This is a genomic window from Listeria monocytogenes (assembly GCF_013282665.1).
Taxonomy (GTDB): domain Bacteria; phylum Bacillota; class Bacilli; order Lactobacillales; family Listeriaceae; genus Listeria; species Listeria monocytogenes_C.
Genome location: NZ_CP054041.1, coordinates 547,050 through 561,591, shown reverse-complemented (window position 1 = coordinate 561,591; position 14,542 = coordinate 547,050). Strand labels below are relative to the sequence as shown.

Here is a 14,542-nt window from a genome sequence, read left to right as displayed (position 1 = left end):
ATGAAGAAATTATGGAAAAAAGGTTTAGTAGCTTTCTTGGCTTTGACACTTATTTTTCAATTGATACCTGGTTTTGCTAGTGCGGCTGATTCTCGTCTAAAAGATGGTGGGGAATACCAAGTTCAAGTGAATTTTTATAAAGATAATACAGGGAAAACAACGAAAGAATCTTCAGAAGCAGATAAATATATTGACCATACAGCAACGATTAAAGTGGAAAATGGTCAACCTTACATGTACTTAACAATTACAAATAGCTCTTGGTGGCAAACAATGGCGGTTTCAAAAAATGGGACTCGTCCTGAAAAGCCAACACAAGCGGATGTTTATCAAGATCGTTATGAAGATGTTCAAACAGTGAGCACAGACGCGGCTAAAGATACGCGTGTAGAGAAGTTCAAGCTTAGTTCTTTGGATGATGTTATTTTTTCTTATATGCATATTAAAGTAGACGCAATTAGTTATGATCACTGGTATCAAGTGGATTTAACCATTGATCCAAGTACTTTCAAAGTTATTTCAGAACCTGCTGTTACAACACCTGTGACTCTTTCGGATGGAATATACACGATTCCTTTTGTAGCGAAAAAAGCAAATGATGATAGCAACTCAAGCATGCAAAATTATTTTGATAATCCTGCTTGGCTGAAAGTGAAAAATGGAAAGAAAACTGTTGCAATGACAGTAAACGATAATAAAACAGTAACAGCTTTAAAAACAAATTTTGCTGGAGCTTTGCAAGATGTCAAAGTAGTTTCTGAAGATAAAGATGCTAATACGCGTATTGTGGAATTTGAAGTGGAGGATTTAAATCAGCCACTTGCGGCTCATGTGAATTATGAAGCGCCGTTCAATGGTTCTGTATACAAAGGACAAGCAGACTTCCGTTATGTGTTTGATACAACGAAAGCAACTACAGCTAGTTCGTACCCTGGTAGTGATGAGACGCCTCCTGTAGTAGATCCAGGCGAAACAAAACCACCAGTAACAAAACCAGATCCAGGTACAACGACTCCACCAGTGACTACACCGCCAACTACACCAAGTAAACCGGCAGTAGTTGATCCTAAAAATTTACTGAATAACCATACGTACTCTATTGATTTTGATGTATTTAAAGACGGAACAACGGAAACTTCTATGATGGAAAGCTATGTGATGAAGCCGGCTTTAATCAAAGTAGAAAATAACCAACCTTATGTTTATTTAACTTTAACAAACAGTAGTTGGATTAAAACTTTCCAGTATAAAACAAATGGTGTTTGGAAAGATATGGAAGTTGTTTCAGGAGATATCAACAAAAATACGAGAACTGTCAAATATCCTGTGAAAGATGGCACGGCTAATACGGATGTGAAAACACATGTCTTAATTGAGGACATGCCAGGCTTCTCTTATGACCATGAGTATATGGTTCAAGTAAAACTAAATGCAGCAACAATTAAAGATATTACCGGGGAAGAGGTAACCTTAAAAGAACCGGAGAAAAAGGATATTTTAAATACTGGCAATGTAGCAAATAACAATAATGCTGGGCCAAAATTGGCAAAACCTGATTTTGATGATACAAATTCTGTTCAAAAAACGGCAAGTAGTACAGAAAAAAATGCGAAAACGAATGATTCATCAAGTATGGCATGGTACGTTACGTTATTTGGAGCTTCTTTCCTTTATTTAGCTTATCGATTAAAACGGAAAAGATTGAGTTAATAAAACGACTAAAAGCGAGTTAAGTTAGGGGGTTCCTTTGCTTAACTCGCTTTACCGATTTTATAAATGGGGGAATTAGCGATGAGGAAAATGGCTGTCATATCTTTGGTTTTATTACTTTTTTTAGTTGGTTGTGGGAAGGAAGAGGCGGCTCAGAAGACCGAACAAAAAACGGATAAGGAGCCAAAAATTGTAGCAACAACGGTTGCGATTACGGAAATTATGGATAAACTTGATTTGCCCCTTGTTGGAATTCCGACTAGTTCTAAGAAACTTCCGGAGCGTTATACAGATGTAAAGGAAACTGGGTCGCCTATGGGGCCTGATTTGGAAATTATTCGGATGCTGAAGCCAGACATGGTCCTTTCAACAAAAACGCTAGAAGCGGACTTAAAGGCTGGGTTTGAAGGGGCCAATTTAAAAGCGGACTTTCTAGACTTTACGAGTATTGCTTTGATGCAAACAGAAATTAAAAAACTTGGAGCAGAATTTGATCGTAAAGAGGAAGCAACTAAATTAAATGCTGATTTAACGAATGAGATTAACAAGGTGAAGTCGAGCGTGGCGAAAAAGAAAAAGCCAACTGTACTTATTCTGATGGGAGTTCCGGGTAGCTACTTAGTTGTAACAGAACATGCGTATATTGGTGATTTGGTTAAACTGGCTGGTGGAGAAAATGTCATTAAGGGCCAAAAAGTAGAATATTTAGCTTCTAATACAGAATATTTACAAAGTGCTAATCCTGATATTATTTTGCGTGCAGCTCATGGTATGCCAGCTGAAGTGGTTAAAATGTTTGACGAGGAATTTAAAACAAATGATATTTGGAAACATTTTGATGCGGTGAAAAATAACCGGGTGTATGATTTGGATGAAAATTTATTTGGTATGACAGCGAGTTTGAATGCACCAGAAGCACTACAGGAAATGGAAAAGATGCTTTATGACAATTAAGCAAAAAAGTTCTTTTGGTGCTGTTTTGGTATTGTTGATTGGGACCATTTTGTGGGCGATCCAGGCGGGAAGTTTGTCGATGTCGATTCCAACTTTTTTAAGTGGAGTTTTTAGTGGTGGAAATGAGATGGTGGATGTCGTGATTGATCTACGCTTTCCGCGGATTATTATTGCCCTGCTTGCTGGTGCTGCGCTCTCGGTTTCAGGTTTATTGCTTCAAGCTGTGATGCGGAATCCACTTGCTGATGCTGGGGTGATTGGGATTTCTGCAGGTGCGAAATTTTTTAGTTTTGTGATTATTTTATTTTTACCAGAATTATATTTTTGGTTGCCACTTTTTTCTTTTATCGGGGGAGCACTTGCCTGTTTTCTAGTCTTTTTATTTAGTTATCGTTCTGATTTTAATCCGCTTCGTTTTATTATTATTGGTATTGCGATTAATGCGGTCTTTACAGGGCTGAGTGATGCATTATCTTCGCAAGTAGCACTTATTTCTAGTCAATCGGCCAGTAGTGCAGCGAGTTTGGCAATGAAAAAATGGTCCGACGTGGAAACTTTATTGATATATGTAACGATTGGGCTAATTTGCGCGCTTTTACTTGCTAAATGGTGCAATGTGTTGGGGCTTGAGAATAAGATGGCTAGAGGCTTTGGTGTGCCGGTTAATAAGACCCGTATTTGGCTGGCATTGATTGCTGTGCTCCTTGCATCAATTACCACGGCAGTAGTTGGGGTTATTGCGTTTGTTGGTCTACTCGTGCCACATATTGCCAGAAAACTAGTTGGTGGGAATTATCAAATACTTGTGCCATTTTCAATATTATTTGGCGCATTATTGTTACTTTTTGCGGACACGTTAGGCAGAACATTATTTCAACAAATGGAAATCCCGGCATCTGTGATTATGCTGATTATTGGTGGACCATTCTTAATCTTTTTAATGCGGAAGGGTGATTTTTATGGAAGTAAGGGACGTTAATTTTAGTTATAATGGAACAGATGCTATCTTAAAAAATGTCTCATTTACGATCCAGAAAAATAAAATCAATACGATTGTTGGACCAAATGGTAGTGGTAAATCTACTTTGTTAGAAATTTTGGCTAGACTCCTTTCGCCTGATTCTGGTGATGTTTTACTAGAAGGAAAATCGATTTTTGAGTGGAAAGCAAAAGAATTTGCGCAAAATGTAGCGATTGTTCATCAAAATAATGTGCTTCCGAATGAGTTAACGGTGAAGGAATTGCTTTATTTCGGCAGGGTTCCTTATAAGAATTGGCGAATGACTCGGACAAAGGAGGATGATCTGGCTGTTGAGCGAGCTTTAGTGCAAACAGAGCTAACTGAAAAAGCGGAGAAATTTGTCGATAGTCTTTCTGGTGGAGAACGGCAACGTGTTTTTATAGCAACAGCATTGGTTCAGGATACGCCAATTTTGCTTTTGGATGAACCGACAACATTTTTGGATATGTATTTTCAACTAGAAATTTTAGAATTGGTGAAACGGTTAAATCAAGAAGAAAACTTGACGATTGTAATGATTTTGCATGATTTAAACCAAGCGCTGACTTATAGTGATCATCTGATTGTGATGAAGAACGGGAAAGTTATTGCAAAAGGAGAACCAGGAGAATTATTAACGACGGAACTAATTGCTGAAACTTACGGTGTGGTTGCGGAGGTTTTGAGCGATGCGGAAAAAGGGAAATACATTGTTCCTCAAAGGCGAAAGGAGTTTTAGAAAGTGAAAATAAAATCGTTTTTGGGGAAAAGTTTGACCTTGGGGGTGTTAGGGATTTTTCTTTTTTCAGGCTGGAAAATTGGGATGGAATTGTATGAAAATAAGCATAACCAGACATTACTGGATGATGCGAAGGCTGTTTATACGAAAGACGTGGCTACAACTAATATGAATGGTGAAGTACGCGATGAACTTAAAACTTTGCGAAAGTTAAATAAAGATATGGCCGGGTGGTTAACAATAGCGGATACTGAAATAGATTATCCAATTTTGCAAGGTACGGATAATGACTACTATTTGCATCATAATTATAAAAATGAAAAGGCGCGTGCAGGGAGTATTTTTAAAGATTATCGGAATACGAATGAGTTTTTGGATAAAAATACGATTATTTATGGACATAATATGAAAGATGGCTCGATGTTTGCGGATTTGCGTAAATACTTGGACAAAGATTTTTGGGAGGAACATCCGACTTTTTCCTATGAATCAGGTTTGGCAAATTATAAAGTAGAAATTTTTGCGGTGTATGAAACTACGACGGATTTTTATTATATTGAAACAGAATTTCCAGGAGCGAACGATTTTGATAATTATTTACAAAAGGTGAAAGGGCAATCTATTTATAAATCAAATGTAGAAGTAAGCGGGAAAGACCGAATTATTACACTTTCGACTTGTGATACAGAAAAAGATTATGAAAAAGGACGCATGGTTATTCAAGGGAAACTAGTAGCAAAATGAGGAAGCACCAAAAGACATAGCTACTTTTGGGCTTTTTTTCTTGTTGGAAAGGGTGCGAACGATGAAATTATATGAACTAACCGATAATTATTTACGGTTGCAAGAACTTTTAGAAGAAAATAAAACCGAGACTGTTATGGACACGTTAGATGCTATTACAGATGGTTTTCACGATAAAGCAGAAAATATTGCTAAAATGATAAAGTCACTCGAAGCCGATGCGGAAATGGCGGGGACCGAAGCAAAACGGCTTTTAAAACGGAAACAAGCGTTAGAAAATAATGTACAGAAATTAAAAACCTATTTACAAACTGAAATGGAACGAATGGAAATTAGGAAAATAAATAGTACACTTTTCACGATTCAAATCCAGAAGAATCCTGTGAGTGTGGAAATAGTGGATGACTCTTTATTGCAAGCATTCTTTTTACTGCAAGAACCTAAAATTGATAAAAAGCGTATTGCAGAAATACTGAAATCTGGTGAAGAAGTCAAGGGAGCTAGATTGATAGAGAGTGAATCAATTCGAATAAGATAAATAAAAACAACCGAAATTGTTAAAAATTTTAATGATTTTGGTTGTTTTTGTTAATAATAACTATTTGTATGACGTAAAACGTAAGATAGTTCACATATTTGTAACAAACTGTCCTTTTTTTGGTATCTTGAGAACATTTCACGGTTTCCTCCTATGAAATAATTAACCTTAAGTAAACAAAGGAGGGACGGATGTGAATCGTTTGAAAAAATTAGTAATTATATTAATTTGTACTTTACTTATCGTATCACTTCTTCCGTTTTCTGTTTGGGCAGAGGGCAAAGAAGGGGTTGAAACGAATGTAGGAGAAACAGCTACGGAAGAAAAGAATACAAAGGAAACGACTTCAAATGAAACTACAAAAGAGCCTTTGGAACAAACGACAGTAAATAAACCGATAAGCACAAAATCATTTCCAAATGGGAACTATTCTGGGGACTTTAGTATTAATTCTCAAAAAGATGTGATTGAGTCTGGGCAGACAGTGAATTATAACATCTACTTAAAAATCACTGGACCAAACACAAGTTATAAAAATGCTAAATTGGTAATCAATTTACCGAAAAATGGGGAATTCACTCAAGCACTAAATGAACTTAAGATTGCCGGAGTAACACCTAGTTATAACAAGACAACTCGTCAGCTTGTGTATAAATATCAAACGCTAAATAGTGGGGTAGTTGATAAAGTCATCCTCAAGCTGACTACGAAAAATGGTTATACGCCAAATGGAACAAAATTAGAAGTAACAGGGGAATTTAGCGCGGATAATTTATCGGAAAAAGTAACGGAAAAAGCTGAAACAACTGTGAATGCAACCGCTACAACAGCTTTGTCAAATGAATTTACGAAAGTGGAAAATAGTATCAATAATAATCCAAGCCAAGGAGATATTGGGATTTGGTCTTTCAACCTAAATATACCGAAAAAGTCTACAGGGAACCTTTTTATTGAAGAAGGAAAGAAAATTATTATTGAATATACGTTAGCGGATAAGCTGGATTATCTGGGAGTAGCAGGGGATACGCCGGAGCCAACAAAAATCGAAGGACAAAAACTAACTTGGGAAATTGCAGCACCTACATATTTGGAACAAGAAAAAGCAACTAGTTTACTTAATAAGACTTTCCAAATTAGAACGTTCTTCCAAACAAGCATACCGAATTTTGCGACTGTAGAAAACAAAGCGGTTGCAACAACGAACTTTATTACTTTACCTGACAGCATTGTAGATACTTCAAAAGCATCTGTTTCAGTTTCTGCAAGTGATCCAGCAACAATTCCGCCGACTATCGGGAGTGTTTATGCTCCAGCACACAGAGGACCAGTCGATGCAAATTGGGGAATTGCTACTGTGACTGGAAACCCAGATATAAAAGCATATGATAGTGCGAAATTAGGTTTTAGTTTGATGCTAAATTCGGCAATGAATGACTCACCTTCATATGACTTCATCTACTATGATGTTTACTACAATATTGATGATAATTTAAATCTGGATTATTTCCGAAGTGGCGATTTTTATTTTAAACCAAATGTTAATTACCCTGGTTGGCCGCAACTGAAAAAATCACCTAAATATAACTTACTCGTAAAATATGATGGTGATACTGACTGGACTACATTAAAAGAAGATATAGAACTGAGCAAAATGTATTCGAGAAAAGATCTTGGAATTCCAGATGATAAACATGTGAGTAAAGTATGGCTTCATTTCACATATGCACCAGCTGGAATGTACGGAGCAAATCTATCTTTCTTTACAACAGTCAAAGAAGGCTATGTAGGAGAAGTTAGAAATACCACGAAAATTGATATGTACGGCGCAGATAGTCAAGGCTATATCCATTATTACAATGATACGAATCCTTGGCCGGAAAGCTGGCAGAAATATGCTGGCGACCGGACGGCTCAAATTATACCGCAACCAATTGGGAAAAATAAATTTGTACAAGGATCGGTTGCATTTGATGATACTGATGGAAATTTGATTAACATTGGCGATAATTCAGTTTCTGTTAATTTAGAAAGCAATAAAGCTTCCATTTCACGATTAACAGGTCCTTTTGAAGCGATGGTTCTTTTACCTTCTGGCGTAAAAATGAAAAACTCAGATCAACAAGGCTTTAATGTTAGCGTGTTAAATAGTAATTATCAAAATTCAGGACGCCAATTACTAAAAGTTAAATGGGACAAAAAGACGCTTTTACCAGCAGAAAAATTAACAGCAAAAATTAATGTGAGCATATCAAAAGACACACCTAGTAATATGTCTGTTGAAATGTTTGGGTTCTTGCAGGATACAGATTTTAATGTGCCGGAAGTGACGGGAACTCCAACCATTTCTGATACAAAAATGGAAATTGACTCAAATGACATTAATCAAAATGGGAATTCGGAAGAGTCTAGAATCACATCAGGGAACCATTACATTTTAAATACGAGTAATCATTTGAAAATTAGTAAAAAAGCTAAGGGTAATCTCGATAAAGGATACAGCGGACTGGCAAATGCCACAACAAACTCTATCGTATCGTATCAATTATTACTAGAAAATGATTCGGATGAAAAAATAGCCAACATGGTATTAATGGATGTTTTACCAAGCGAAAAAGATTTAGGAATTACAGATAACAGCGAACGTGGTAGTAAATTCAATTTGGAGCTAACGAAAGCAGTAGCAATTCCAAATGAATGGAAAGATAAGGTCGAAGTAACTTATAGTACTGCCAAAAACCCTAAACGTGCAGGCGTTCTCGATAAGCACACGATTTATCCAACTGGTTCAGAACCTCTAGTTGATAACGCTGAAGCAACAGAAGCAGAATGGTTAACTGCATCAGAAGTACAAGATTGGTCCAAAATTTACTCTTTTAAAATGGAACTAAAAGAAGGTATTGAGTGGATTCCTGGGAAATCCATGAAAATTCAGTTTGATTTAAAAACACCAAAGAAAAACCAAATAGATAAGGAACTTTTAAATCAGCAAACGAAAAAAGAAGACCGAGCTGCATGGAATTCTTTTGCTGTTGCTGTAAACAATTCTCAAGTAATTGAACCGGCCCAAGTAGGAGTGGCTTTAGATGATAGTGTTGCGCCAGTTACGGTGCAATATGTTGATCAAAATCATAAACAGATTGCCAGCTCAGAAACACTAACAGGAGCTTACGGAGAAAAATTCACTGCGAAACAGAAAAAAATTACTAACTACACCCTTGTAAAAACACCCGCGAATGTAAGTGGAATATTTAACGAAAAAGCACAGACAGTTATTTTTGTTTATCAAAAAGTGACAGCCGGAAGCATCATTGTCGATTATGTTGATAAAGATGGTGAAAAATTAGCTGATTCGATTGTTTTAACAGGAAAATTAAATTCAAGTTATCGAACTTCAGCAAAAAAAATCTCGGGATATAAATTGTATCAAACACCTAAAAATGCATCGGGGGAATTTTTAAATACCTCACAAAAAGTAACTTATGTGTATGAAAAAACTAGCGCTTTATCAGTTTCTTCTAATGAAAGAGCTGAAAATGTGAAAAAATCGGAAAAACTGCCACAAACGGGAGATTCTAAGAAAACTAATTTATGGTTTATCCTTGGAATGCTCTTACTTTCAAGTGCTTTTGTGCTTGCAAAGAAAAGATGATATTAAAAGTATTTTAAAAGGTGTTTAAAGTGTTTCCAATTCATTTTGCTTATTAAAAAGACACATATTACTTTAGATTTCGCAAAAAGTCATTATTGGGTGCATTTATTTGTTGCAAATCAACAAATCTATAAGGGATTTAACAACAGTTAGAAATAGATTATAGGAGGACAAAACGCAGTGAAAAATATCAGACAATGGAAGAAGCTAGTTATTGCAATGGTTATTAGTTTACTAGTATTCCAAAATGTTTCACCTGTACTTGCAACAATGACAGACAGTGAAACGTCAAACACCACATTAAAAATTATCAAAGAAGATAAAGATACAAAAGAAAAAATCAATGGTTCTACATTTGAGATAAAGAATAAAGAAACAAGTGAAACAAGTGATTTAACCATCGGTGCAAATGGCGAGGCAACAATGGATTCTCTTTTACCTGGTGATTATCTGGTTAAAGAAAAAGTTGCAGCAAAAGGCTACGAACTAGATGAAAAAGAATACAGTGTAACTTTAGCAGAAAAAGAAGAAGTGATTACTTCGGCTTCAGCAAAAGTGCAAGAAGAAACAACGAAAGAAGCAGCAACACCAACACCGATTAAAAAATCAACACAAAATGCAAATCTAAAATCAGTTATTACGGACAATATTTTCAACAAAGTAACACTTAAAGACGGTAATGGCGATGAAATCAACACTTCGGACCGGATTCAAAATGGTAGCGGTGTTGTGCTTAACATGAACTTTGCATTTTCAGGGAAAAATTATAAAGCAGGGGATACATTTACAACTGTTTTACCAGATGCTTTCAACTTCGGGAACAAAAATTTAAGTGGTAACTTCTTACCTTCTACAGAAGCAGAATGGTCACTTGATGTAACAACACGTGAACTTACGATTACTTTCTTAAAAGATGGTATTCAAGAAGGCGATTATGATGTGAATATCAGTACAGCTTTTAAAGTATTTACCTCAACAGAAGAAACGATACAAGAAGTTGTTTTCAAAACAGCAGGAAAAGATACTGTTTATCAAATTGAAGTTGTACCAGTAGTCAACTACCCGACAACTGTAGGAATTACAGCAAATCCAGGGGTAGTAAACCCGACAAAGGGACAAGTAGATGCTAAATTTAACTTAACAAAAGAAAAAGATGTTAAGGGTGAGTTGAAGCTTACTGATTATACTTCCGGTGGAACGACAACTATTGATAAAGATAGCATCAAAGTATATTCGAGTGATGTTAGTGCTGGGGGAACTTTCATAGGTACGAAACAATTACTAGAAGAAGGAACAGACTATACGTTAATTTATTCCGCAACCTCGATAACTGTTAAGTTAAACGGTGGACTTGCTGGGAAAGGCTACCAAGTAACCTATGACCGCACAATCAATAAACCCAGTGATTCACTTTCTTACATGTCTACACAAGCATACACAGTAGGTGATGCAGGAACATTATCAACTAACTCCGCTTATGTTTACCTGACGATGACTAATTATAATCATTTGGAGAAAAAAGCTAGTTACAATGGTTCAACACAAAGTATTGATTGGACAATTAAATTTAACTACGATCAAGACGAACTATCTCCTTCTACAGTGCTTACGGACGTTTTAGCAGATAACGATGTCGCTTATGTAGCAGATTCACTTAAAATTAAACGAGTAACATTTAACGCAACTAATGGCTCACCGATCGTTGGAGGGGATGCTTCAAGTGACTGGACAACTTCAGCAATCTCGGCAAATGGGAATTTTAATTTAACGTATAAGGACACAAACACTAATGCCTATGTAATCACTTATTCCACGAAAATCACAGATTTTAGTGATCGTGAAATTAAAAATGAAATTACAGATGAAAATGGTGTTTCCGCTGACGCAACGATTGCGATTCAACCAGATTTATTGAAAAAAGAAGCTGGAACAATTGACTATTTTAATAACACAATGACATGGAAAATCACTGCCAACTCTGACAGAATTAAGATGGGGAATTTGAATATCACAGATGAATTTTCTACTGGTGTAAAAGCCCTTAAGAGCTACACAGTTCGTGCCTATACAGATAATACAAATAGTGTATTATTAACAGAAGGCAAAGATTACACGATGAATAAAGATGTGACACCAGCTGGTTTTTATTTACAACTTATCGGCGATTATGCTTCTACAGATAAAAAAATTGTAGTCGATTTTGTCACCGATATTGATCTTTCAGACGTAACAAAAACGATTGATAATAAGGCATCCATTTCTTATTACGATGGCGGAATTATCAAGTATGTTGATGAAGTCACTGCTTCGATGACACCAGATCCGGGTATGATGACCAATGGTGGCAAGTACGGAGCATACAACTCCACTACTGGGAACATTGATTGGATTGTATCCGTCAACGCAATGGCAAAAAATTATGATAATCTGATTTTTGATGATGCAATTCCAACGGGATTAACATACGTAGAAGGCTCACTACAATATCGTAATGTGGCTTCTACAAGTGAGATGATGAACCTATATATCCCACTTAACTCTGTTGGAACAATAGCCAAAACAGGTGATAAAAACTATCCAACAAAAGTCGATACAACTGGGAATAAATTACATTTAGAATTTGCTAACTTAGATAATTCACGCGTATTTATTAAATACAGTACTAAACCAAACGAAAACTGGTATTACTACTCTTATGTACAAAACACTGCGAAAGTGAGTGATAATGGAGTAGGTGAAAAATCTTACAGTTACCAAGCATTCGCAAGCAAACTTTTTAATGCGATGACAAAAACGGCTTCGATTGATCCATCTTTTGATAATAAAGTTAACTGGGTTGTTACACTTAACAATATCTCAGCAGATCGTCCTATCAACAATCCAACAATTACCGATACAATGAAAACTGGAGCAACTGGAGCACAAGTAGTAAAAAGTAGCTTTAAAGTAATAAATGAAACGACGGGTGAAGATATTGACTCAAAATACTATGACATCACTTACACAGACAATGATTTCACTATCCAATTCAAAGATTATAAAGCAACTGCACCAATTAAAGTAACCTATAGTACAATCAGCTTGATGTCTGGACTTGTTAGTAACACAGCAACAACTGCTTCTCCTGACTACGGTAATTTACCAATGACATATAAATCAAGAACAACAAGTATATCGCCTGCCTTCACTATTGGTAGTGGTAGTGGGACGGCGACAATTGGTTCACTTGAAATTATCAAAGTTGATAAAAAGGATAATTCGAAAAAACTAGAAGGAGCCAAATTCCAACTTTATACACTTGAAGGTGACAAAGCGGGGCAAGAGGCAACAACAGATTCGGACGGGAAAATCGTGATGGATGGTCTTCAATCTGGGAAATATAAGCTAGTTGAGACAGAAGCACCAACAGGTTATACGATTAGTGACGAATATAAAGATGGTAAAGAAATCACGGTTACCGCTGATACAGCTACAAGTATTACAATTGAAAACACAGAGCAAACTGGTAGTGCGGTCCTTTTAAAAGAAGATAGTGTAACGAAAGATGCTCTCGCAGGTGCGGAATTCGAATTGCAAAATGCAGACGGTACAAAAGTCGCTGAAAACTTAGTATCTAATACAGAGGGTAAAATCGAAGTAACAGACTTGGCGCCAGGCGATTATCAATTTGTAGAAACAAAAGCGCCAACAGGCTATATTTTGGATGGAGCGCCAACGAAATTTACGATTGAATTTAACCAAGAAGCAGCTGTAGTTGTCACAAAAGAAAATACAGCAAAAACTGGTAGTGTAGTTCTAACGAAAGAAGATAGCGTATCAAAAACTACTTTATCTGGAGCAGAATTTGAATTACAAAACGCCGCTGGAACTAAAGTAAAAGCTAATCTAACAACGAATGCAGATGGGAAGCTAGAAGTAACAGATTTAGCGCCAGGGGATTACAAATTCGTTGAAACAAAAGCACCAACAGGCTATGAATTGGATGCAACTCCGGTTACTTTTACCATCGAATTTAACCAAGCGACTGCAGTAAATGTAACTAAAGAAAATGTTGCGAAAACGGGTAGTGTTGTTCTGACTAAGCTAGATAGCAAATCAAGAAGTAATTTAGCAGGAGCAGAATTTGAGCTACAAACAAAACTAGGGGTAAGTTTGAAAGAACGAGTAGTGACTGAAGCAAATGGACAACTACAAATTGATGATTTGGCACCAGGAGACTATCAATTAGTCGAAATGAAAGCTCCAACAGGTTATGAATTAGATGCTACACCAGTAGAGTTCACTATTGCGTTCAACCAACAAGCGCCAGTTCAAGTTACTAAAACAAATACGATGTCTACTGGTTCAGTTGTATTAACGAAAACAGATGCTGAAACAAAAGCGCCTCTTGCAAATGCAACGTTCAAACTAGTAGATGAAAATAATAATGTTACAGAAAACCTGACTACAGATGCATCTGGGAAACTAGAAATAACTAATTTAGTACCTGGCGATTATCAATTAATCGAAACAAAAGCACCAGCTGGTTATGAACTAGATACAGTTCCAGTTGATGTAAAAATTGCATTTGATCAAAATGAAACTTTACAAGTAACAAAAACGAATCTAAAAACAGTTGTGAGCGGTAAAGTTATCGCAGAATTTGTTGATACAAAAGGTAATGTATTAGCAGAGAGAGAAATTCATACTGGTATCGTTGGCGATAAATACGCAACGAAAGAAAAAGATATTAAAGGTTACAAATTAACAAAACAACCTACGAATAAAGAAGGCATATTTAAAGAAACGGATCAAAAAGTGACCTTTGTATATGAGAAAAGCAAAACGCCAATCGTGGTAAATCCAGGTAAACCAGTCACACCGGTAAAACCAACTAAACCGTTAGACCCCGCGAAGAAACCAACAGTAACAACAAGTCTTCCTTCAACAGGAGATGCGTCTCCATATGGAATCATCTTCACTGGATTAATTGCTAGCGTAGTTGGTTGGTTCTTACTAAGAAAATCAAAAAAAGTAAATGATTAAAAAAATGCGCTATCCGCTCAAAGGATAGCGCATTTTTATTACCTATTTTAACAAAAAAGTATTTCGCCCTATAGAATTAGCGTACTTGTTCACTAAATAGTCATAGAAATAGATAAAAATCCATTTTTTAAGCTTTATAGCCAACTGTATTTTCTAGTTGTTTTTGATACAATTCAACCAATA

Annotated in this window: 8 protein-coding genes; all 8 read left to right on the top strand. The window is 36.2% G+C overall.

Going from position 1 to position 14,542, the window contains the following annotated elements; translation table 11 throughout:
• Positions 1-1,710, top strand: a complete 1,710-nt coding sequence (hbp2, locus tag HRK21_RS02795; protein WP_070005848.1) for a hemin/hemoglobin-binding protein Hbp2 — start codon at positions 1-3, stop codon at positions 1,708-1,710.
• Positions 1,711-1,791: 81 nt separating this feature from the next.
• Positions 1,792-2,664: a heme ABC transporter substrate-binding protein IsdE gene (gene isdE / locus HRK21_RS02790; protein WP_069888041.1), complete on the top strand. Its 873-nt coding sequence runs from the start codon at positions 1,792-1,794 to the stop codon at positions 2,662-2,664.
• The gene (locus HRK21_RS02785) at positions 2,654-3,643 is read left to right on the top strand and encodes a FecCD family ABC transporter permease (protein ID WP_031695277.1); all 990 of its coding nucleotides are present in this window, start codon (positions 2,654-2,656) and stop codon (positions 3,641-3,643) included. The genes isdE and HRK21_RS02785 overlap by 11 nt, the downstream gene beginning before the upstream one ends.
• Entirely contained in the window at positions 3,624-4,403 is a 780-nt protein-coding gene (locus tag HRK21_RS02780; protein WP_070005849.1) for an ABC transporter ATP-binding protein, read from the top strand. Before HRK21_RS02785 ends, HRK21_RS02780 begins: the two co-directional genes overlap by 20 nt.
• 3 nt (positions 4,404-4,406) lie before the next feature.
• Positions 4,407-5,147, top strand: a complete 741-nt coding sequence (gene srtB, locus HRK21_RS02775) for a class B sortase (RefSeq protein ID WP_070005850.1) — start codon at positions 4,407-4,409, stop codon at positions 5,145-5,147.
• A gap of 61 nt (positions 5,148-5,208) precedes the next feature.
• Complete coding sequence (locus HRK21_RS02770) at positions 5,209-5,685, top strand: siphovirus Gp157 family protein (RefSeq protein WP_069887822.1); 477 nt, start codon at positions 5,209-5,211, stop codon at positions 5,683-5,685.
• Positions 5,686-5,878: 193 nt separating this feature from the next.
• Positions 5,879-9,334: a MucBP domain-containing protein gene (locus tag HRK21_RS02765; protein ID WP_070005851.1), complete on the top strand. Its 3,456-nt coding sequence runs from the start codon at positions 5,879-5,881 to the stop codon at positions 9,332-9,334.
• A 180-nt stretch (positions 9,335-9,514) separates the two neighbouring features.
• Positions 9,515-14,359, top strand: coding sequence for a SpaA isopeptide-forming pilin-related protein (locus HRK21_RS02760; protein ID WP_070005852.1), 4,845 nt, complete (start codon positions 9,515-9,517; stop codon positions 14,357-14,359).
• Positions 14,360-14,542 lie beyond the last annotated feature (183 nt).